Source organism: Polynucleobacter cosmopolitanus (assembly GCF_002224225.1).
GTDB lineage: Bacteria > Pseudomonadota > Gammaproteobacteria > Burkholderiales > Burkholderiaceae > Polynucleobacter > Polynucleobacter cosmopolitanus.
In genome coordinates this window covers 189,660-211,518 of sequence record NZ_NJGG01000002.1, presented here as the reverse complement: position 1 = coordinate 211,518, position 21,859 = coordinate 189,660, and the positions used below count along the sequence as shown (strand labels likewise).

Annotated in this window: 24 protein-coding genes and 1 tRNA gene; 19 read left to right on the top strand and 6 right to left on the bottom strand. The window is 44.1% G+C overall.

Annotation, left to right across the window (positions count from 1 at the left end; genetic code table 11):
- Positions 1-8 precede the first annotated feature (8 nt).
- Positions 9-818 carry an inositol monophosphatase family protein gene (locus tag AOC33_RS06585; RefSeq protein WP_089515988.1) on the top strand — a complete coding sequence of 270 codons (810 nt, stop codon included), beginning with the start codon at positions 9-11 and terminating at the stop codon, positions 816-818.
- 26 nt (positions 819-844) lie between these two features.
- On the opposite strand, the gene AOC33_RS06580 is transcribed toward AOC33_RS06585, so the two are convergent.
- From AOC33_RS06580 to AOC33_RS06570, 3 genes are all read right to left on the bottom strand, one after another.
- Entirely contained in the window at positions 845-1,627 is a 783-nt protein-coding gene (locus tag AOC33_RS06580; RefSeq protein ID WP_089515986.1) for a UDP-2,3-diacylglucosamine diphosphatase, read from the bottom strand.
- Between the two features lie 2 nt (positions 1,628-1,629).
- Positions 1,630-2,133: a peptidylprolyl isomerase gene (locus AOC33_RS06575; RefSeq protein ID WP_089515985.1), complete on the bottom strand. Its 504-nt coding sequence runs from the start codon at positions 2,131-2,133 to the stop codon at positions 1,630-1,632.
- A gap of 84 nt (positions 2,134-2,217) precedes the next feature.
- Positions 2,218-2,922, bottom strand: coding sequence for a tetratricopeptide repeat protein (locus AOC33_RS06570; RefSeq protein ID WP_089515983.1), 705 nt, complete (start codon positions 2,920-2,922; stop codon positions 2,218-2,220).
- 226 nt (positions 2,923-3,148) lie between these two features.
- Between AOC33_RS06570 and cysS the strand changes: the two genes are divergently transcribed.
- The 4 genes from cysS (at position 3,149) to tilS (ending at position 7,594) form a co-directional block, all read left to right on the top strand.
- Positions 3,149-4,567 (top strand): cysteine--tRNA ligase, encoded by a 1,419-nt coding sequence (cysS, locus tag AOC33_RS06565; RefSeq protein ID WP_089515981.1) that lies wholly within the window; start codon positions 3,149-3,151, stop codon positions 4,565-4,567.
- The gene (locus AOC33_RS06560; RefSeq protein WP_089515979.1) at positions 4,567-5,247 is read left to right on the top strand and encodes a DNA-3-methyladenine glycosylase family protein; all 681 of its coding nucleotides are present in this window, start codon (positions 4,567-4,569) and stop codon (positions 5,245-5,247) included. The genes cysS and AOC33_RS06560 overlap by 1 nt, the downstream gene beginning before the upstream one ends.
- A 78-nt stretch (positions 5,248-5,325) precedes the next feature.
- A complete protein-coding gene (locus AOC33_RS06555; RefSeq protein ID WP_089515978.1) occupies positions 5,326-6,297 on the top strand; it encodes an acetyl-CoA carboxylase carboxyltransferase subunit alpha in 972 nt (323 codons plus the stop codon).
- Complete coding sequence (gene tilS / locus AOC33_RS06550; RefSeq protein WP_089515976.1) at positions 6,263-7,594, top strand: tRNA lysidine(34) synthetase TilS; 1,332 nt, start codon at positions 6,263-6,265, stop codon at positions 7,592-7,594. The genes AOC33_RS06555 and tilS overlap by 35 nt, the downstream gene beginning before the upstream one ends.
- Here the strand turns inward: tilS and AOC33_RS06545 are convergent.
- Positions 7,591-7,905, bottom strand: a complete 315-nt coding sequence (locus tag AOC33_RS06545; protein ID WP_089515974.1) for a helix-turn-helix domain-containing protein — start codon at positions 7,903-7,905, stop codon at positions 7,591-7,593. The genes tilS and AOC33_RS06545 overlap by 4 nt on opposite strands.
- The gene (locus tag AOC33_RS06540) at positions 7,892-8,245 is read right to left on the bottom strand and encodes a toxin (RefSeq protein WP_089515972.1); all 354 of its coding nucleotides are present in this window, start codon (positions 8,243-8,245) and stop codon (positions 7,892-7,894) included. Before AOC33_RS06540 ends, AOC33_RS06545 begins: the two co-directional genes overlap by 14 nt.
- Positions 8,246-8,549: 304 nt before the next feature.
- On the opposite strand from AOC33_RS06540, the gene AOC33_RS06535 reads away from it, so the two are divergent.
- From AOC33_RS06535 to AOC33_RS06480, 12 genes are all read left to right on the top strand, one after another.
- On the top strand, positions 8,550-9,800 hold the full coding sequence (locus AOC33_RS06535) for an aspartate kinase (protein ID WP_089515970.1): 1,251 nt from the start codon (positions 8,550-8,552) through the stop codon (positions 9,798-9,800).
- A 44-nt stretch (positions 9,801-9,844) separates the two neighbouring features.
- Positions 9,845-9,937: transfer RNA gene (locus tag AOC33_RS06530), tRNA-Ser, on the top strand.
- A gap of 206 nt (positions 9,938-10,143) precedes the next feature.
- A complete protein-coding gene (locus tag AOC33_RS06525; RefSeq protein ID WP_089516446.1) occupies positions 10,144-10,665 on the top strand; it encodes a superoxide dismutase family protein in 522 nt (173 codons plus the stop codon).
- A gap of 174 nt (positions 10,666-10,839) precedes the next feature.
- Complete coding sequence (locus AOC33_RS06520; protein WP_089515969.1) at positions 10,840-11,106, top strand: TFIIB-type zinc ribbon-containing protein; 267 nt, start codon at positions 10,840-10,842, stop codon at positions 11,104-11,106.
- Positions 11,107-11,391: 285 nt separating this feature from the next.
- Positions 11,392-12,411, top strand: coding sequence for a TerC family protein (locus AOC33_RS06515; RefSeq protein ID WP_089515967.1), 1,020 nt, complete (start codon positions 11,392-11,394; stop codon positions 12,409-12,411).
- Between the two features lie 97 nt (positions 12,412-12,508).
- Entirely contained in the window at positions 12,509-12,988 is a 480-nt protein-coding gene (locus AOC33_RS06510) for a hypothetical protein (RefSeq protein ID WP_089515966.1), read from the top strand.
- Positions 12,989-13,161: 173 nt separating this feature from the next.
- Entirely contained in the window at positions 13,162-15,441 is a 2,280-nt protein-coding gene (locus tag AOC33_RS06505) for a TonB-dependent hemoglobin/transferrin/lactoferrin family receptor (protein ID WP_089515964.1), read from the top strand.
- A gap of 106 nt (positions 15,442-15,547) precedes the next feature.
- Entirely contained in the window at positions 15,548-16,627 is a 1,080-nt protein-coding gene (locus AOC33_RS06500; RefSeq protein WP_089515962.1) for a hemin-degrading factor, read from the top strand.
- Complete coding sequence (locus AOC33_RS06495) at positions 16,615-17,553, top strand: heme/hemin ABC transporter substrate-binding protein (protein WP_089515960.1); 939 nt, start codon at positions 16,615-16,617, stop codon at positions 17,551-17,553. Before AOC33_RS06500 ends, AOC33_RS06495 begins: the two co-directional genes overlap by 13 nt.
- A gap of 38 nt (positions 17,554-17,591) precedes the next feature.
- Positions 17,592-18,602, top strand: a complete 1,011-nt coding sequence (locus AOC33_RS06490; protein ID WP_089515958.1) for a FecCD family ABC transporter permease — start codon at positions 17,592-17,594, stop codon at positions 18,600-18,602.
- Positions 18,602-19,426, top strand: coding sequence for an ABC transporter ATP-binding protein (locus AOC33_RS06485; protein ID WP_089515956.1), 825 nt, complete (start codon positions 18,602-18,604; stop codon positions 19,424-19,426). The genes AOC33_RS06490 and AOC33_RS06485 overlap by 1 nt, the downstream gene beginning before the upstream one ends.
- 8 nt (positions 19,427-19,434) lie before the next feature.
- Positions 19,435-20,034: an energy transducer TonB gene (locus tag AOC33_RS06480; protein ID WP_089515954.1), complete on the top strand. Its 600-nt coding sequence runs from the start codon at positions 19,435-19,437 to the stop codon at positions 20,032-20,034.
- Between the two features lie 49 nt (positions 20,035-20,083).
- Here the strand turns inward: AOC33_RS06480 and fur are convergent, their stop codons facing one another.
- Complete coding sequence (gene fur / locus AOC33_RS06475; protein ID WP_089515952.1) at positions 20,084-20,521, bottom strand: ferric iron uptake transcriptional regulator; 438 nt, start codon at positions 20,519-20,521, stop codon at positions 20,084-20,086.
- 192 nt (positions 20,522-20,713) lie between these two features.
- Between fur and AOC33_RS06470 the strand changes: the two genes are divergently transcribed.
- Together AOC33_RS06470 and AOC33_RS06465 are read left to right on the top strand one after the other, a co-directional pair.
- Entirely contained in the window at positions 20,714-21,304 is a 591-nt protein-coding gene (locus tag AOC33_RS06470; protein WP_089515950.1) for a chalcone isomerase family protein, read from the top strand.
- The gene (locus tag AOC33_RS06465; RefSeq protein WP_089515948.1) at positions 21,297-21,842 is read left to right on the top strand and encodes a DUF3833 domain-containing protein; all 546 of its coding nucleotides are present in this window, start codon (positions 21,297-21,299) and stop codon (positions 21,840-21,842) included. The genes AOC33_RS06470 and AOC33_RS06465 overlap by 8 nt, the downstream gene beginning before the upstream one ends.
- Positions 21,843-21,859: the final 17 nt, after the last annotated feature.

Sequence of the window (21,859 nt, the reverse complement as noted above, 5' to 3'; positions counted from 1 at the left end):
TAAATACTATGCATCCCATGCTTAATGTGGCCATTAAGGCCGCGCGTCGCGCAGGAAATATTATCAACCGAGCATCGCTGAATAGCGAGCGTATTCAGGTTACCCGCAAGCAACACAATGATTTTGTCACTGAAATCGATCAAGCTGCTGAAGCTGCCATTATCGATACTTTGAAAGAAGCTTTCCCTGACCACAGCTTTTTAGGGGAAGAAACCGGCGAAACACCATCTAGTAATACCAATCAAACCTCCAACCATGTGTGGATCATCGATCCTTTGGATGGTACGACCAATTTTATTCATGGCTTTCCACAATACGCAGTATCAATTGCTTTAGCAGTTGATGGCGTCTTGCAACAAGCTGTGGTCTATGACCCGAACCGTGATGAGTTATTCACCGCCACTCGTGGCGCTGGTGCTTATGTGAACAACCGCCGTTTGCGCGTGGCTGGCAGATTAAAAATGTCAGAAGCACTTTTAGGTACGGGCTTCCCTTATCGCGAAGACCAAAACGTTGAAGAGTATTTAGAAATTTTTGCCAAGATGACACGTCAGTGTGCTGGTTTGCGTCGTCCGGGCGCCGCATCTTTGGACTTGGCCTATGTGGCTGCTGGTCGCTTGGATGGATTCTTTGAGTCAGGCTTAAAGCCATGGGACATGGCAGCAGGCATCCTGTTGATCACTGAATCTGGCGGCTTGGTAGGTAACTATGCGGGTGAAGAGGGTTACATGCAGTCAGGAGAAATCATGGCTGCTAACCCGCGCATCTTTGGTCAATTGGTGACCGCTTTGCGCGATCACTCAAAACCTCAAGCCTAAGACTGCATCAAGTAAGGCTGCAGCAATTAAGACCGCACCAAATCCAATACTTTGACACCAGTAGAGGTGATGCTCAGTGCATTACCTTTTGGTAATACTGTTTCAGGGTGATCAAAATCCCAATCTGATAAAACCCAGCGCTGCCATGACTGGCCGCCCAAAGATTCTTCGTGATAACCAGGACGATGGGTGTGCCCATGAATCACTCGTTGACAGTTGGTCATGGATACCAAGCTGGCTGTGGCAGTGATGGTCACATCACCTTTGACCTGAATCGCCTCAGGTTTGAAACGTTGTGCACGGTGATAGTTTGCTGTGCTGTTGCTGCGCAATGAACTGGCGATGCTGACCCGCAAAGAGGTTGGCAACATCAAAAATAATTTTTGTACAAATCTACTTCTCACCACTGAACGAAACCGCTGATAGCTCTTGTCAGCAGTACACAAAGCATCACCGTGGGTGAGTAACCATGTTTGTTCAGCAATCGTGACCACTTGTGGGTCTCTTAAAATTGCCATGTCTGCTTTTTGTGCATAAGCCTCACCGAGCAAGAAATCCCGGTTGCCGTGCATGAAATAAACCTTGGTACCTTGCTGCTTGAGCGCTTTGATTTTTTGAGCGACTTCTAAATGGAAGGGTGATCTTGCTTTGGCATCATCACCCACCCAAAACTCAAACAAATCTCCCAAAATAAACAAAGCTTCATGAGTGCGAGCCTCTTTTTCTAGAAATTCAAAAAACCTCTCTGCCGTTCTGGGCATCGATGGGGTTAAATGAAGATCAGAAATGAACAGAGCGCTCGCGTGCATGATCACTCTTCTAGGATGGTTGCTGTGATGATGGTGACATCTTCCTTAGGCACATCTTGGTGAAACCCTGAGCTACCAGTCTTCACTTGGCGAATCGCATCGACCACATCCATGCCTTCGGTCACTTCGCCGAACACGGCATAACCCCAACCTTGTGAAGTTGGTGCTGAGAAGTTTAAAAAAGCATTGTCAACAACGTTGATAAAAAACTGTGAGCTGGCTGAATGAGGGTCGCTGGTTCTGGCCATCGCTACGCTGCCACGTGTATTTTGTAAACCATTGTCAGCTTCGTTTTCAATCGTGGCTTTGGTTGGCTTTTGTTTCATGCCAGCAGTCATGCCACCGCCTTGAACCATGAAGTTAGCAATCACGCGATGAAAGATCGTGCCGTCGTAATGACCAGAACGAACATAGTCTAGAAAGTTCTCAGTCGATTTAGGCGCTAATTCATCATTCAAAGTCAATGTGATGTTGCCCATGCTGGTATTTAATTGCACTTTTGCCATGCTACGTCCTTCTCCATGTAATGAGGGATTGAGTCCCGGAGTTTAAAAATAAAAAAACTAAAAAAATGAGTGTGTTACTAATAATTACTTAAGAATGTCTTCAGCCAGTTTCATTTTGCGGCGACTATCGATCAATCTGCGATCAAGTTGCACTGCCTTGCCATAAGATCTTGAAGCCAAGCGTGTATAGACATCGCCCAAGTTCTCTAAAGCAGTTGCAAAGCTGGGTTGAACCTTGAGAGCTAGCTCTAAATACTCTTTGGCTTGATCAAGATCGCCGCTTTGGGCTTCAAGCACCGCGAGATTGTTGTACGGCTCAGGTAACTCTGGGAACTGTTGAGTGATTTCTAGAAGTGTCTTTTTCGCCAAATCAATTTGACCCATTTCAATTTGGATTCTTGAGCGCACAAAACGTAACTGCACGTTGCGTGGGTTAACTCCTAATTCTTTATCAATCGCCACAATGGCTTCTGGCAATTTCTTGCTGGTGATCAGGTTGTAAATATCTTCGGGAATTGCATTTTTATTCTTTGGCTCAGGCACTCTTTGTAAAACAATGAAGGGTGTGGCCAATGAGGGTTGCATCTGCGCCGATTGAACAGCGCTTGGATTATTTTCAAAGGGGGATGGGTTTGATTTGGCGGCAATGTCTGAACGGCTGACTTTGGGTGCAGTCAGGCCGGTCGTTGGCGCGACCGTTTGAGCCATCGCTGCCTGAGCTGAGATAAAACAAAGAACCCCGAGGGCCAGTTGCTGTAGGGAAGGACTTTTCTGGAAAAGCATTTTCATAAAACGGGCCCGGGATCGAAGGAATAGGGTGATTTTAAAGCAGATACGACAACGAATTAGCTATACTCATCAATCAGTCTAACAAATCGCCAGGCTGCTGGAGTATTTCTAAGATATTGCCTTAAATAACACCGTAATGAAAGTGATTTCATTAAAATCACGCCAGAACAAATACCGAATCATCTAAAGAAATCAAAAGAACTTAAAAGAACCATCACGCTTTTATATGCTGCATATTTTTAACACCCTGACGCGCCGTAAAGAAACATTCAAGCCCATTGAGCCAGGCAAAGTAAAGCTCTATGTTTGTGGCATGACTGTTTACGACTTTTGTCACATTGGCCATGCGCGGGTGATGGTGGTGTTTGACATGGTGCAGCGTTGGTTAAGAGCCTCTGGCATGGAGGTGACTTATGTCAGAAACATCACAGACATTGACGACAAAATCATCAAGCGTGCGGTAGAGAATAAAGAGACCATCAAAGCGTTGACCGATCGCTTCATCACCGCGATGCATGAAGATGCTGATGCCTTGGGGATTGAGCGACCCACGCATGAACCAAGAGCCACTGAGTATGTCCCACAGATGCAAAACATCATCACGCGCTTGATGGATAAGAACTACGCTTATCAAGCAGATGATGGTGATGTGAATTACGCCGTTAGAAACTTCAAAAACTACGGTCAGTTATCAGGCAAATCACTCGATGACTTGCGAGCTGGCGAGCGAGTGGCCGTGACTGGTGGCAAGCAAGATCCTTTGGACTTTGTTCTTTGGAAAACGGCCAAAGCCGATGAGCCCGCCGATACCAAATGGGAATCTCCTTGGGGTGTTGGTCGACCAGGTTGGCACATTGAATGCTCTGCCATGAGCTGTGAACTTTTGGGTAAGCACTTTGATATCCACGGTGGTGGTGCAGATCTGCAATTCCCTCATCACGAAAACGAGATCGCTCAAAGTGAAGGTGCATTCTCAGACGAAACAGGCAAACCGTTTGTGAACACCTGGATGCACAACGGCTTTGTGCGAGTCAATGAAGAAAAAATGTCTAAATCATTGGGCAACTTCTTCACTATTCGCGAAGTATTAAAAGTATTTGACCCTGAAGTGGTGCGCTTCTTTATTTTGAAAGCCCATTACCGCAGCCCACTCAACTACAGTGATGCCCATTTAGAAGAGGCCAAACAAGGTTTGACCCGTTTGTACAACGCCTTATCAACAGTTGAAGACATTCCAACGTATAGCAAGCCAAGTACTTGGAGAACTCGCTTTGCCCAGGTGATGAACGATGACTTCAATACCCCTGAAGCGATTGCCATCTTGTTTGAATTAGCCGGTGAGATCAATAAGGCAGAAGGTCCTGAGAAGTTAGAAGAAAGACGAGACCTCGCACGAGAGCTCAAGCAATTAGCAAAACTATTGGGATTGTTAGAAAGACCTGCCCAAGAGTTTTTGCAAGCTGGTGGCGGGTCGCAGAGTGCAGATAACGATACGGCGGCCATTGAAGCAGCGATCCAGGCGCGAGCTGATGCCAAGCAGGGCAAAGACTTTGCCAAGGCAGATCAGATACGTCAAGACTTATTAGCCCAAGGAATTGTTCTAGAAGACAAGCCGGGTGGTCTCACGCTTTGGAGGCGCGCTTAATGACTGCTGCTCCTAAGGTGGCAGATCCTAAGGTAGTTGATCCTAAGGCACCAGTATTGAGGGCCCCAGACTATTGGGATAAAGCTTGCACTGAGTTGATGAAGCATGACCGCATCATGCGCAAACTCATCCCCAAATACCCGAAAGCAGAATTCTTGACCACGCGCGGCGACCCATTTCAAACTTTGGCACGAGCCATTGTGGGGCAGCAGATTTCCGTCAAGGCCGCTCAATCTGTTTGGGAACGCACCATTGCTCTGACCAAAAACTTCACTGCTAAAGCGGTCCTTAAGTTAGACCCTACAGCATTGAGGGCGGCTGGCTTATCGCAAAGAAAAGTGGAGTACATGCAAGACTTGGCCACCCATTTTGAAAGTGGCGGCTTGAGCAGTGCGAAATGGGATTTGCTGGATGACGACACCGTCATTGCAGAATTAACAGCGATTCGTGGCATTGGCCGTTGGACAGCAGAAATGTTCTTGATCTTCTATTTGATGAGACCCAATGTCTTGCCTTTGGATGATATTGGTTTGATTAAAGGCATTTCTTTGGCCTATTTCAGCGGTGAACCTGTGTCACGCCATGAGGCCAAAGAGGTCGCTGCCAATTGGGCGCCTTGGCAAACCGTGGCCACTTGGTACATGTGGCGCAGCATTGATCCGATACCTGTCGAGTATTGAGAATAATACAAGTCATTGATTTGTAATAAATTTTCATAAAATTAGGCATCTAAGCCGCAAGCTATTAGAATAGAGGCCATGAAAATCACTTTCCTTGAATTCGAGCAGCCAATCGCTGAACTCGAGCAAAAAATTGAAGAATTACGTTTTGTTCAAGATGAGTCTGCAGTCGATATTTCTGAAGAAATCGGCAAGCTTTCTGAAAAAAGCCAACTGCTCACCAAAGACCTCTATACCCGCTTAACTCCATGGCAAGTGGCGCAAATTGCGCGTCATCCACAGCGCCCGTACACCATGGATTATGTGAACAATATTTTCACTGACTTCCATGAACTGCATGGCGACAGAAATTTTGCGGACGATCAATCCATCATTGGTGGATTAGCCAGATTCAATGGCATGCCTTGTATGGTGATCGGTCATCAAAAAGGTCGTGACACCAAAGAACGTGCGATGCGTAACTTTGGTATGAGCCGTCCTGAAGGTTACAGAAAAGCCAAGCGCTTGATGCGCTTAGCAGAAAAATTCAATGTGCCAGTTTTCACATTTGTTGATACACCAGGCGCCTTCCCGGGTATTGACGCTGAAGAGCGCAATCAATCAGAAGCGATTGGTCATAACTTATTTGTTCAAGCAGAACTCAGGGTACCTATCATCGCAACCATTATTGGTGAGGGTGGTTCTGGTGGTGCTTTGGCGATTGCGATGGGTGATGTGGTGCAAATGTTGCAATTTGCCACTTACTCAGTTATCTCACCAGAGGGTTGTGCATCGATTCTTTGGAAGACTGCAGAGAAAGCTCCGGAAGCTGCAGAGCAATTGGCTTTGACAGCACTTCGTTTAAAAGCTTTGGGCTTGATTGATAAGATTGTAAGCGAACCTTTGGGTGGTGCACACCGTGATCACGCTGGTATGGCTGCATTGCTCAAGCGTGCTTTGGCTGATTCTTTGCGCCAATTCCAAACCATGGGTGTGGATGAGTTGCTTGAACGTCGTCACGAGCGCTTGATGAGCTATGGCAAGTTCAAAGACAGCAGCAAAGACAAGTAAACCTACCCAAAAGAAAACACCGCCGACACAATTGGCGGTGGCTTTCAGTGGTGGGCTTGATTCAACTGTATTACTTCATGCCACCATCAAAGCGCATGGCAAGAAAAATGTTCATGCCTTTCATGTGCATCATGGCATTCAAAAAGAAGCAGACCAATGGCAAGCTCACTGCAAAGCAGTGGCCAAGAAATTCGGCTGTCACTTTGATACCAAAAACGTCAAACTCAATAAACAATCGAATATTGAATCTCAAGCCAGAAACTTGCGCTATGAGGCATTAACGCAGATGTGCGAAGCGCACAAGATCCAAGACTTATTACTGGCTCACCATTTGGATGATCAAGCAGAAACTGTTTTGATTCAGTTGATGCGTGGCGCTGGTTTGCCAGGGCTTTCAGCCATGCCGCAAGTTAAATCAAATGAACTGATTCACCTATGGCGTCCATTTTTAAACATGTGCCGTAAAGATCTCGAGAGCTATGCCGAAGAACATAAGCTCACATGGATTGAAGACCCCAGCAATCAAGATGAATCCTATCGTCGCAATGCCGTCAGAAAATCAATCTTGCCAACTTTGGAGAAATTTCAAAAGGGCGCCATTGAAAATTTAGCAAGAAGTGCCAAGCACCTTGGTGAAGCTCAAGGATTGTTAAACCAATTGGCTGATATTGATTTGGGTTTGATTGAAACAAAAGAAGGTCTTTCAAAAACCAATCTCATCAGACTGTATAAAACCAGTCAGGCAAGAGCCACCAATGCATTGCGCCGTTGGTTATCTAAGAACGGCTTGGCCTATCCAAGTGAAGAAAGATTAACTGCTTGGTGGTCTGAACTAACGCAAGCAAGACTAGATGCTAAGTTGCAATGGGATCATGATCAACGCGTGATTCGTTTGTGGCGTGGCCACCTGAGCATCACTCAAGACTTGAATGCTCAAGCGAAATCAAAAGGAAAAGAAAAAGAAAAAGTAACAAATGAGGGCGAGTGGACTTTTAAGAAAGTGCCCGCCAATAGCAAGAAGCCAGGCATTGCCAAAGATCGTTTTGAAAAAGCCAAACAAAAAGGCCTGATCAACACCATGGCAAGAGAGGGTGGCGAAAAATTCAAGGTTGATTCAAAAAGACCTAGAAAAAGTCTAAAAAATCTCTACCAAGAAGCTGCCATTCCACCATGGCAACGTGATGTGCCACTGCTGTATATCGGCGAAGAGCTTGTGGCTGTGGCCGGTATTGGCATCAGCGCAGATTGGCAGACCACTGATGGTCCGAGATTCACTCTGGAGTGGCAGGCGGCTTAGATACTTGCCAGCATCTCAAATGTTTGAGGATATTTAGAAACTAATTTGATGATGAGGGCCGCTTGGGCATTTGGTTTGGCTCGACCTTGCTCCCAGTTTTCAACTGTTCTTGGGTTGGTGCGAATGAAGCTAGCAAAAACTGGCCTTGAGAGACCCAGTTTTTCGCGAAGGGTGGTGAGCTCATCCACTGTCACCATCGGAGATGGCTTGATGGTCACCTTATATTTCTTAAGCGTTAACTTTCCTGTCCTCTCTTTTTTGAGGGCATCCACGCCTTCGCTTAGCTCAGAAAACAAATCACGTTTTTTCATGTTTACTCCTTGCTTTGATTTCATCTTCAAGTAGTTCTTTCAGCTTCTTTTTCTGCTCTTGATTTAGGTCAGTCATTTCATTTTTGTTGTATATCGTGAACAGGAATATTTGATACGCATTGACCCACCAGTAATAAATAATTCTCAGCCCACCTCTTTTACCTTTTCCTCTACTTGAATCACCGTAGCGCAGCTTTCTTAGTCCACCGGTTCCTTGTATCAAGTCGCCAGAGGTGGGGTTGTTAACAAGAAGCACTTGGAGCTTGCTGTATTCGTAGTCATCAAGGTAATCCTCACGGTACTTACTAAAATTTGGGAGTTCAATCAGGGTTGCATACATCCCAAAATTATACGCAAGTTGCGTATATATTACACCTATTTTGTTAATAGGGAAATAGAAGTGACATAAATAATTTAAATGCCAAAAGAAGGTCGTCCACAATAGATACTAGACACTCTAAATCTAGATATACAACTAACATTGACCTAACTTTATTTACTTAAGTTCTCTAAAACTTGGTTATATAAGATTCACTTACGCTTTAGTTCTGCCGAAATTCTCATTAAACCCGCTCTAAACGTGTAAAATTACATTTTTGCTACTTAACGCACCCCAGTGGTGCGATTTTTACGATTTTTAACTCATGGCTCTAATAGTTCATAAATATGGTGGCACGTCGATGGGCTCTGTTGAGCGCATTCAAAACGTGGCCAAACGAGTTGCCAAATGGATGAAGGCAGGCCATCAAGTGGTCGTCGTTCCTTCAGCCATGTCTGGTGAAACGAATCGTCTTCTAGGTTTGGCTAAAGAAATCAATCCAAATCCAGACCCGCGCGAGTTGGACCAAATTGCCTCGACCGGTGAGCAAGTCAGTTCTGGTTTGTTGGCTTTGGCACTTCAAGCTCAAGGTGTTGGTGCGGTGAGTTATGCCGGCTGGCAAGTTGTGATTAAAACTGATTCGTCATACACCAAAGCTCGCATTCAGGGCATTGATGGTGAAAAAGTTTTAGGTGACCTCAAAGCTGGTAAAGCAGTGGTGATCACTGGTTTCCAAGGCGTGGATGAAATCGGCAACATCACAACCTTGGGTCGTGGTGGTTCTGATACTTCTGCTGTGGCTGTGGCTGCTGCGTTGAATGCTGATGAGTGTTTGATCTACACCGATGTGGATGGTGTTTACACAACTGATCCACGCGTGTGTGAGGATGCACGACGCTTAGACAAAATTACTTTTGAAGAAATGCTAGAAATGGCTAGCTTGGGTTCAAAAGTATTACAAATACGTTCAGTAGAATTTGCTGGTAAATACCGCGTTAAAACACGCGTACTCTCATCATTAACTGACCCATTGATGTCGCTTGAGCAAGAAATGAGCTCAGGCACTTTGATTACTTTCGAGGAAGAAGAAACCATGGAAGCTGCTGTTATTTCGGGTATTGCTTTCGCCCGTGACGAAGCAAAAATCACCGTATTAGGTGTGCCTGATAAGCCAGGTATCGCATATCAAATTTTGGGCCCGATTGCGGACGCCAATATTGATGTGGACATGATCATTCAAAACCAATCTGTGGATGGTAAGACTGACTTTACTTTCACAGTGCCACGCGGCGACTACCAAAAAGCCCTTGATCTACTCAAGAGCAAAGTTCAGGCACACATTCAAGCCAAAGAAATTTTGGGTGATCCAAAAGTATCTAAGGTGTCAGTTGTGGGTGTTGGCATGCGTTCACACGTGGGCATTGCAAGCAAAATGTTCCGCACTCTCTCAGAAGAGGGCATCAACATTCAGATGATTTCTACCAGTGAAATCAAGATTTCTGTCTTGATTGACGAGAAATACATGGAATTAGCAGTACGTGCTTTGCATAAAGCATTCGAGTTAGACCAAAAGTAATTTAAAATCATCGTCTTCACTGATTTAATTCAGTGAAGTGATACGGAGACGTGGCCGAGTGGTCGAAGGCACTCCCCTGCTAAGGGAGCATCTGGGCAAAACCTGGATCGGAAGTTCGAATCTTCTCGTCTCCGCCAATATCAAAGATACAAAGGGCTGAAAAGCCCTTTTTCTTTTCTAAAATCAAATTGCTCTTTGTAATCAAAGCCTTTGATTGCAAATGAGCAATATTTCAGCACCAATCTTTGCTGGTACAAACCCTCGAGAATGACTTTTAATCACTCAAAGGTGGGAGAATGGATTCAATAGCACTTCATTGGTCAATGCTGAAAAGGAAATCATCATGAAAAAAAGTTCTTTATTAATAGGTTTGGTGGCAATGATCCCTTTGGTCGGTTGTCAGTCTATGCATCACGGCACTGGTGAAAAAGCATCTGCAACTTTAGAGTCGCGATCAGGATCAAGCACGAAGGGTACCGTTAACTTTGAATCACATGGTCATCACATTATGGTTACTGGAAATATCTCTGGATTAAGACCTAATGCTGAGCACGGTTTTCATGTTCATGAAAAAGGTGATTGCTCTGCACCAGATGCTACAAGTGCAGGTGGTCACTTTAATCCCGATGGAAAATCTCACGGAATGCCAGGTCATGGGGCACATCACTCGGGGGATATGCCGAACATCAAATCTGATGCAAATGGTAATGCAGTGTATTCAGCAAAAATCAGCGGCTTAGCTGTTGACACTGGCAAAAATGGAATTGTTGGAAGGTCTGTGGTGATCCACCGTGATCCAGATGACTATAAGTCTCAGCCAGCTGGCAACTCTGGACCAAGAATTGCTTGCGGTCTTATTAAGTAAAACCATTCATCTTTAAAACTCAAAGATACAAAGGGCTGAAAAGCCCTTTTTTCTTTGGGGAATCTAAGCACTCAACAGTATTTCAAACTCACTCCTATAATTTTTTTCGCACATCCATGATGTGTTGAAAGAAATCAATTTTGTTTGGTTCAACAACTTTTATAGGAGTTCTTTATGCAGTGTCCAGTTTGCAAAGATTCTCAGCTTGTCATTTCTGAGCGACAGAAAATTGAAATTGATTATTGCCCTTCATGTCGAGGAGTGTGGCTTGATCGAGGTGAGTTAGATAAACTCATTGAAAGATCGGTAGCCGATCAACCCGTGTCAGCTCCACCGTCACAACCAGCCTACCGTAATGAGCATCGTTCAGATTATCGCGGCGATAACCGTTCCGATCACTATCGCAAGCCAAAATCATGGCTCAGCGATATTTTTGATTAATTAAAGTAAATCTTAATTGATGGATTTTTGAGGTCGTTTGACGAAGTTCAACTCTTCATTTAAGATTTGGGTATCTCTCAAAGGGAGTAGCTGATACAAATGCTTGAGTGCCTCAGTGCATGAACTTTGTATTTTGGTGCCGTCATTACGACATAGGTGAAGTGGCAAACATCTGTGTTCGGTGCCTTAACTCGGTAGTATGATTTCCGGGCGGCAAGACTAACAGAGACCCCTAATTAATTTATTGCCCAGGCGATGCCGGTTTGGGATGAGAGGTAATGAACGATGATATCCATCGGTACTCCCTTGTTATGGTCACTATTTGCAGCATTTGTGGTTGTTGCTCTGATTGTTGACTTCTTCGCTATGAGCCGTCAGGGCTCTCACGCTGTCAGTATTAAAGAAGCTTCCATCTGGTCGCTGATTTGGGTGGCAGTATCTTTCTTCTTCGTTGCTTGGCTATGGTGGTTTTTGGGTGGTACAGGACAAGATCCCGTGACAAGAGAAATGGCCGATGCCAAAGCCTTGGAATTCATCACAGGTTACCTTGTTGAAAAAGCGCTGGCAGTCGACAACATCTTCGTCTTCTTGATGCTCTTCACTTACTTCGCTGTACCAGCAGAATTCCAAAAGCGCGTCTTGATGATTGGTATTTTGGGTGCCTTGGTTTTGCGCGCAGTGATGATCTTGATTGGTGCTTGGTTGATCACTCAGTTCCATTGGGTGATGTACGTGTTCGGCGCATTTTTGCTATTCACAGGTGTCAAGATGTGGTGGGCGGCTGGTCAAGAACCTGACCTAGATAACAACCCAGCACTCAAGTGGATCAATCGTCACATGAAGATCTCTCCAACATTTGATGGCGAAAAATTCTTCACCGTGCACAACGGTGTCAAGATGGCCACACCTTTGTTTGTGGTGATCATGTTGATTGGTATTGTGGACATTGTGTTCGCGGTGGATTCTATTCCAGCTATTTTTGCGATCACCACTGATCCGTTCATTGTGTTGACATCGAACGTGTTTGCGATCCTTGGTTTGCGTGCCATGTACTTCCTATTGGCAAGCATGCATGAACGTTTTCACTTGTTGTCCTATGGATTGGCCATCATCTTGGTATTTATCGGTACAAAAATGATGCTGATTGACCTGTACAAGATTCCTATCACATGGTCATTGGGCTTCACCGTTCTAACCTTGGCTATCACCATGATTCTGTCATTGAAAATTCCAGCAAGGAAAGGCGCTTCTAGCACTTCATTCCCATTCAGTCCAAAAGAGCGGGGCGGTTCAAAAGACAGCTGACCTTATTCAGCTAGCTTTATAAAAAGCCCAGTGATCATTTGATTGCTGGGCTTTTCCTTTATGGCATCATCTAACAATGATCAAATGCCTCAAATGGATGTTTCTTGCCGTCACTTTCTGCGCGCTCAGTGCACCAGCCAAGACGCAAGCCAGTGATTTTTTTAGCATCGCCAAGCATGAAGCTCAAAGCGAGCTATGGCTCAATCCAGGCATGTTTTCTTATCACTTTGATCGTGACCGAAGTTTTAACTCTCGCAACATGGGTTTTGGTGCTGAGTATCGTTATTCCTCAGTTGCATCTTTAACCTTGGGCACCTACCGCAACAGTTATCATGAGTCCAGCAACTACATGGGTGCCTATTGGCAACCGATTCAGTTGGGAGTGTTTAAATTTGGTGCGGTAGCAGGGGTCTTTAATGGCTACTCAAAAACCAATGATGGTGGCTGGTTTCCAGCACTCATTCCAGCCTTGACCTATGAGGGTGATCGCTTTGGCGTTAACTTATTGTTGGTCCCATCGATTCCAGAGAAAGTTGCGGGATCTCTTTCAGTTCAATTTAAATTCAAAGCGTTTTAATTGATAGAAGTGGCAACGAGTCACAAAAACCCCTTCAATTAATAGTTTATTAATGAGAATGGTTATCATTTATGATATAGTTCTTATTCCAAGTAGCAAGCAAATCTATTGATATAGCCAGCTAAGTTAATAGCTAATTTATTAGCTAAAGAATCACTTAAAAGGGCTATCTCATGTTGCTACAAAAACTCTCACGACCAAAACCTCAAAATTCAACAGCGCGCAAACCTATTTATAGGATTGCTACTTTTGCTAGCTTGCTGTGCAGTCTCTATGCTCATCAAACCAGTGCGCAGCCACCAAATATCGAACGAAAAAACTCACAACAAGGTACTTTGGGCACCATCAATGTCTTGGCAACGCGTGGTGAAAAGTCCAACCTAGAAACACCTGCCACCATCTCTACCATCACCAAAGATGACATGGATCGTCGTGGTGTTAAAAATATCAAAGATTTATTTTCTGAAGAATTGGATGTTAATGTTAAGCAAACCATCCGCACCGGTAACAGTGTCAGTGGGGCGAGTAATCGAAAAGGTTCTAACGAAAGTATCAACATCAGAGGTTTAGAAGGTAATCGACTGAACCTCATGGTGGACGGCATCAAGCTGCCATACTCCTTCGGCTTTGGAAGCCACTCTGCTGCAAGAGGTGATTACTTAGATGTGGATGGAGTGAGCAGTGTGCAAGTGCTTCGCGGGGCATCTTCAGCCCTCTATGGCAGTGATGGTGTTGCTGGCACAGTCCTCTTCAATACCGTTGATCCTAAGGACATTCTTCATGATCATCCTGAAAATTCTGCAACTTCAGTCACTGCATCGTATTTCGATGCATCACAATCATCCAAAGGGGTTTTGACACATGCTCAGCAGGGTGATGATTGGTCTGCGGTCATGTTGGGTTCATTGAGTCTTGGTCATGAAACAGAAACCCAAGGTGTGAATGACAGTGCGGGCAGCAGTAGAACCAAAGCCAACCCCATGGATACCCACAACACCTATGTGTTGGGTAAATATGTCAAAGAACTTAAAGGGGGTGATGAACTTAAATTCACCTTGGAAAACTCTAAAAAAAGAATCGATACCAATAATCTCAATGCCATTGGTGCAGGTATCTACAGTGATAACGGGCAAGATTACATCGATAGAACCAGATTATCTATCGATCATCAACATCATTTGAATAGTCAATTAGCAGATGTGATCAACAGCAAGCTTTGGTACCAAAAAACCAATGTCCATCAAGCCGTATGGCAAACCGGCACATCTCAAACGAATCGTTATTTACCGAGTACCTACAACAGGACCCGCAACAACAAAGTTCTGAATGATGCTTATGGCTTTGTCTTGCAAGGAGCTAAAAGCATCTCCCCAAGCAAATATTCTGATACTCAGATTGCTCATCAGTTCAAATATGGTCTGGATCTATCAGAATCTTGGGTCAAGCAAGAGCTCAACAGAAGTGGGGATGTCAGCACCCCTGAAAGTTACATACCCAAAACCAAGCAAGACATGGTGGGGGTTTATTTACAAGATGACTTGAGTATCGGTCACCTCAATCTAATCCCTGCCATGCGCTTTGATCGCTGGAGCACCAGTTCATCAGCCATCAATAAAAATGATCAAGCTTGGTCACCTTCATTGGGCGCTATTTGGTCTCAAGAGCCAGCAGCTATGCCATTCATTAACATTGGTAAGGGATTCAGAGCTCCTGCGGCAGAGGAAATATCTGCCTCATTCACCAATCAAGCCCATGGTTATGCCTACATACCCAATCCAAACCTCGATCCTGAAAGAGTGCTGGCCAAAGAGGTGGGTATCAAAGGAGCCGTACAGCAGATCAAATACGCCGTCAGTTACTTTGATAACTCTTATGATGATTTCATCAGCCAATACACCTTTAACTCTGGAACCAGTCCGAATGGTATGGCTGTATGTGGACTTCCACAGTGCTATCAGTACCAAAATGCGCCCAAAGCAAATATTCAAGGAATGGATTTGAGACTTGAGTACCGTCACAATACTCAATGGTTGTTCAAGGCTGGGTATGTTCGTTCTAGTGGTTCAGAAACAACCCTTGCCGGTTTGAATCAACCAATTAACACGGTGCAACCAGAAAAAATCATTCTTTCAGCGGACTATCACCAAGGCGCTTGGGGTGCAGCCACCACAATCAAATACGTTGGAGCTAAAAAACAAGAAGACATTGCTGGTGCAAACACCAATACCTATGCTCCAGGCTCATACGCCATCATCAATGCCCGCGGCCATTACAAAGCCAACAAACAACTCAATCTCTATGCTGGTATCAACAACCTATTTGATAAAAAGTACATTGATTGGGCCAATATCTCATCATCAGGTTTAACTCAAACTGGCAGTACTGCTGTGAGTGACTATCACACCTCATCGGGCCGAAACTTCTTTGTCAGCATGAACTATGAGTTTCAGTAAATAAAAAATTTAAAAGTAAAAAGTAATAAGAAAGAATTAATAGTCGTAGCAAGCCAAGATTTTCAAAATAGATCTAGCCAGCCGGTAATTTAAATCATGGAAATATATGACTTTATCTATTCAAGAAATTCAGCAGGGACTTATCAATCAGCGTTTTAAAAATAAAGTAAGGCACAGAGACGTGGCTGATTCCATGGGCATCTCAGAAGCTGAATTGCTGGCAGCCCACTTAGACGCTGATCCCGATAACAAAGACATCAAGTTGAGAGTGATCCGCTTAGATCCCTGCTGGGCATCGATCATTGCTGAGGCTCATTCCTTGGGCGAGGTCATGGCACTGACAAGAAATGAGTCATGTGTGCACGAGAAGGTGGGGCAGTACGCTCAACCCACTGGTAAAAACCTTGACTTGTTTTTAGGTAAAGAAATTGATTTAAGAATTTTTTTCAAAGAATGGGCTCATGGCTTTGCCGTCATTGAAAACCAGCTCTTTGATTGTCGGCGCAGCCTACAGTTTTTTGATGATCGCGGGAACGCACTGCATAAGATCATTATCAGAGAGAATAGCAATATCTATGCTTATGAAAATATCATAGAAAAATATCAATCTAAGGATCAAAGTCCGAAAATTGAGATACGGGCACCTGAAATCAATAAACATCCTTTGGTTGATATCGATATTGATCTTTTAAGCTTCCAGAAAGATTGGTTGGGTATGTCTGATACCCATCAGTTTTATGACCTGATCAAAAAATATAAGCTCAGTAGAATTCAAGCTTTGCGCTTTGCTCCTGAGGGCTATGCGCAAAGAGTTCCACTTCATTTCACAAGAAAACTATTAAGAAAGGTGGCCATCAAGTGCATCTCTATCATGGTGTTTGTGGCTAATCGAGGGGTCATACAAATACACACAGGCCCAATATCAAGGGTGGTGATGATGGATCCCTGGCTCAATATCTTGGATAAAAACTTCAATCTTCATTTACGTGAAGATAATATTTACGACTCATGGGTCGTCAGAAAGCCTACCGATGATGGCATTGTCACATCATTAGAATTGTTTAATTGTGAGGGTCAAGCAATTGCCATATTTTTTGGCGAAAGGAAGCCCGGTAATCCTGAGTTAGATACTTGGCGCAAGATGATTCAAGAGTTTCTGGATAAGGAAGAGCTATGCATCCAGTGATTCTTGAACGTCGACAATTGCTAAAAAACATTTTTTCTCCTGCTGCCAAGGCGGCTGCTGCCACTACTATCAGTAGTTGGCTATTTGCCAACCCAAGTTGGTCTAAACCAACAGCAACTGCTTTGAAGCGTTTGGTCTGTGTGGGTGGATCTTTGACGGAAATCATTTATGCCTTGGATCTTCAAGAGTATTTGATCGCGATTGACACCACATCGACATACCCCATGGCGACCAAAAAGCTACCCAATGTGGGGTATGCCAGAACTCTTTCTTTAGAAGGCGTATTGAGCATGCGACCACAACTCCTGTTGGTCACAGAAGATGCAGGACCTCCACAAGTATTGCGTCAAATCAGTCATGCAGGAGTTCAAGTCAAGGCATTAAAAGCAGATCATCGCTATGAAGGCTTGATTGACAGAATCAGGGCCATTGGTTTCTTATTGGGGGCGGAAGCTCGAGCAGAGAAGCTGATCAAAGAAATTAATCATGAATGGCAGCGATACCAACACGATATCAATCACAGCGTGATTGGTAAAAATGAAGTCCTTGCCAGTAAAAAACCAAAAGCCATGTTCATCATGGCGCACAGTCCACAACAAATCATGGTTGCAGGAAATAGCACGAGTGCTCATGCCATCATGAATTACCTGCATCTTGATAATGCATTCAAGATGGTCGATGGCTACAAGCCACTCACCCCCGAGAGTGTCATTGCTTCACAAGCAGACATCATTCTATTGACGGATCAAGGTCTTCAGGCTCAAGGTGGTATGAAGGAGATCTTGCGCCTACCAGGAGTAATGAAAACTCCGGCTGCCAGATATCGACAGATTTATTCTCGTGAGGCCAATCATCTTTTGGGCTTTGGTCCTCGTCTGCCCAGCATGCTTTATTCACTCGCTAGAGAAATCCACGGCATCAAGTGATACATCAGAGCTCACTCTTGCAGCGGTATTTAAAATTGATGAACAATCAAACTGCCCTGATATATGCGATTGGTTTGATTGTGCTGATGACGATTGCTTTGATAGCTGTCATCCTTGGCCCAGTCGAAATCAATTATTTAAATAGCTTATCGGCCCATGCTGAGCCCGTACAAAACTATATTTTGTGGCAAGTGCGCTTACCCAGAATTTTGTTTGCCATTACGATTGGTGCAAGCCTTGGTTTGGCAGGGGCTTTGACACAAGGATTGTTTCGTAATCCTCTAGCAGATCCTGGCTTATTGGGGGTGAGCAGTGGAGCTGCCGCTGCGGCAGCCGGAGCGATTGTATTTTCTGGAAGTTGGGCTGGGGCAATCCCTGAAGGCCTGCGTATATGGGTGTTGCCTCTTGCAGCCTTCTGCGGAGCTCTGAGTATTTGCTTTCTATTAGACCGTCTTGCAAGGTGGTTAACGCCAGGATCTGTGATGGGACTGTTACTCACTGGTATTGCTATCAATGCCTTGGTCGCAGCTTTCATTGGCTTATCTACTTACCTTGCCAATGATCAACAATTAAGAAATCTATCTTTTTGGACCATGGGTTCATTAGCAGGTGTCAATTGGATGGTTCTTTCATTGATGATATTTGTACTGGCCGTCGCATTTTTATGCTCACAAAAATTGACGCTACAAATTAATGCCTTGTCATTGGGTGAGGCTGTAGCAGCTCAGGTCGGTATCAATCTGAAGCAATTGCGTCAACGCATCATTGTGATGGTGGCTATCTTGAGTGCTTGTGCGGTAGCTTGGTGCGGGATGATTGGATTCATCAGCTTGATTGCGCCCCACATAGCTAGGAGCATTGCAGGCCCTGATCATCGCCAGGTATTGCCACTGTCCATGTTATTCGGCGGTTTACTGCTGCTATTAGCAGACACCTTGGCCAGAACAGTGGCCATCCCTGCAGAGATACCTGTGGGTATATTCACAGCCCTGTTGGGCGCGCCTTTTTTCTTGAGCCTATTAGCAAAACAAAGAAGGGTCTTGATCTGATGCCCCAAACAAAACTTCTCTTATCTTTAAAAGATACTGGTTTAAAAAATACCAGTTATAAAAGTATTGGCATCCATGCTCTTAACAATACTCTTGGACCATTTTCAATCGATATCAAAAGCAAGGAGCGTATCGCGATACTGGGCCCAAGCGGAGCTGGTAAATCGACTTTATTGCAAATTATGTCGGGATTGCATGATCATCTTGGGAGCATAGAGTTTTTATCAAAACCAATCAGGCAAATGAGTTTTCAAGAGCTTTCTTATAAGAGGGCATTTTTACCTCAGCAGCATGAGACTGCATTTAATTTAAGCAGTGAGCTAATCATCAGTTTAGGCAGGGTGGCGAGGGACCATGACCCTGAACTCATCAAGATCATCAAAGAATCAGCAAAAGCCGCACGAGTAGAGCATCTTTTGAATCGCTCATATCAAACACTCTCCGGCGGAGAAAAATCCAGAGTTCACTTAGCCAGAATATTTGCCCAATTATGGGATCAGAGCAACGGTATCCTGCTGATTGATGAACCGCTGGCAGCTTTGGATCCTGGATTACAGATCGAATTGCTCTTGGCTATTTTGAAATTTTGCCAAGGCAGATCTCTGACCCTCGTTGCCATCTTGCATGACATCCAACAAGCCATCGAACATTTTGAACGGCTGATCTTGATCAAAGAGGGCAAGATCATCGCAGACCTACCAGCCCATCCTGCTCCACATAGGGAGCTGGAGATTTTGTATGGCATGAAGTTCGAAAGATTTACTCGACCAGGAAGAAAAGATTTGTTGATTCCATCAGATCTAAGGTGCTCTTACACAAACTGACCAACATCATGTCTTTGATATTTAGTAAAGCCAATCAAGCTCATGCAGTCATCACATTGCTGATCACTGCAGTTCATGTTGCAATTATTTTGTTTGGACTATTTTCTTTTAATGCGCGCAGTGAGCATGGCGCTCAGATCATGATGATGGCGTCCCTCATCGATCAGCCTTCAACAAACGCCATCAATATCGTACCAAAAGTATCTGCCTCTAAGCAAAGCCAAGATAGTGATTCAGAAAAGAGCCTAAATTTTGATGAAGAAAAAAGACAAATAGAGACATATCAAGCTGGGGCTGCTCCAGTCACAATGCTGAACCCATTTGCTAAAGGCCTGAATAATCCCAAGCCGCCTTATCCTTTGATGAGCCGAAGACTGAATGAAGAGGGTAAAGTGGTTCTGAACGTCTGTGTCAGCTTAGGTGGCTTGGTAGAAAATCTGAAGCTAGAAACAACATCGGGTTATCAGCGTTTGGATGACATCGCGATTGAAACCGTGAAGAAATGGAAATTTATTCCTGCGAAAAATCAAGACAGAGATATCAATGCTTGTTATCTCTTACCTGTGCAGTTTATTTTGAGAAAAGAGCGCTCAAAGCTCAATGGCTAAATGATTCAACCGAGGATGATGCAGAGCAATCAACCCGTCAGCTAACTTGTTATTTTTTCTTGCAGGCTTTGCAAGAACCGTACAAAGATAAAGAGTGATCAACCAGAGTAAAGCCTAGTTTTTCAGCGATCTCTTTTTGACGCTTTTCGATGGTTGAATCAAAGAACTCTTCGATCTTTCCACATTTGACACAAACAATGTGATCGTGATGAGTACCTTCATTTAATTCAAAAATAGCTTTACCCTCGCTTTTGGAGGATTCAAAGTTATTTTTTCTCAAAATGCCAGCGCCTTCAAACTGCATCAATACTCGGTAAATTGTGGCAATACCAATATCCAGCTTCTCTTTGATGACCTCCAGGTAAATATCATCAGCGCTGAAGTGGCGATTAGGATTTTTATTGAAAAACTCCAAGATCTTTAATCTTGGTGCCGTGACCTTCAGTCCGGTCTCGCGAAGTTCGTCGGTAGGGCTTGTTTTTTTCATAGAACAGCATCCATTTATTGATGCTTCATTTTACAGTTAGTTCAATATCTTAGTTGTTTGGCTCAAATAAGCATTTTTTTCATCAATTCTTTATAAAATGACCACTCTTGGCAACACCTTCAATACCCCCATATTTCTTGGGAGGTCTGGGAGACATAAGAAATAATTCTGATTAAAGAGTAAGCTAGTCAGATGATCAGTTATTTAAGTAAATACCGCCTGTTTGGCCTACCAGTCAATGCATTTTTTCTATGCTTGGCTATGTTGTTTTCAGGCGTGACGATTGCATCAAGTACTCATAATCAATCCCTGGTCAGTAAAAACATGAGTCAAGTCGAAGGTTTGGGACATGGACGGATGACTTATTGGGGATTTACCCTCTACGATGCCAAGCTGTATGCCAGTAAAGAGCTTAAAGGGGGCATTGCTTTGGATATTCAGTACCTGCGCAAATTTGAAGCTAAAGCCTTGGTGAAGCAAACCTTGGATGAACTAAAGAATTTGGGTGTGAGTGATACACAAAGAGCGGAGTGGGCCGATCCATTGGCCAAAGCATTCAAGACCGTACAAGTAGGGGACTCGATCACTGCCATTAAAAAGCCCGAAGGCAGCACTCAGTTTTTTTATAACGGTCAGTTTGTCAGTGAAATTTCTGGAGAGTCATTCTCCCAAGCATTTTTTGGTATCTGGTTACACCCTAAAACCAGTGCGCCCCAATTAAGAAAAGTATTATTGGGTCAATATTGTCCGAGGGTTAATTTAGAGGCCTATTGTCATGATTAAATCTTTGCAACGTTTAGGAGTTTGTTTAATGGGTATTGCCTTATTTGGATGTTCAAGCGTGAAAGTCAGTGACTATGCCCAAGAAAAACCAACCTTGGACCTGTCTACCTATTTCAATGGCACGATTGATGCCCATGGCATCTTCACAGACAGAAGCGATAAAGTTGTGAAACGATTCAAAGTCGTGATTGATGCCAAGTGGACAGTGCAGAATGGTAAAAAAGTTGGCGTGTTGGATGAAGCCTTCATTTATTCTGATGGCACTACACAGCGTCGCGTGTGGACCCTCACAGAAATCGCACCTAATCGCTACAAGGGAACTGCCTCTGATGTGGTTGGGGAAGCATTGGGTGAGGTTGCTGGTAATGCTTTGAACTGGTCATACACATTGGCGTTGCCGGTAGATGGCAAGGTCTATAACGTTCAGTTCAATGACTGGATGTATCAAATGGATGATAAGGTCATGCTGAACAAAGCCAAAATGAGCAAATTTGGCATTTATTTAGGTGAAGTCACTTTGGCCTTTTACAAACGTTAATACTGAAGTATCAAGAA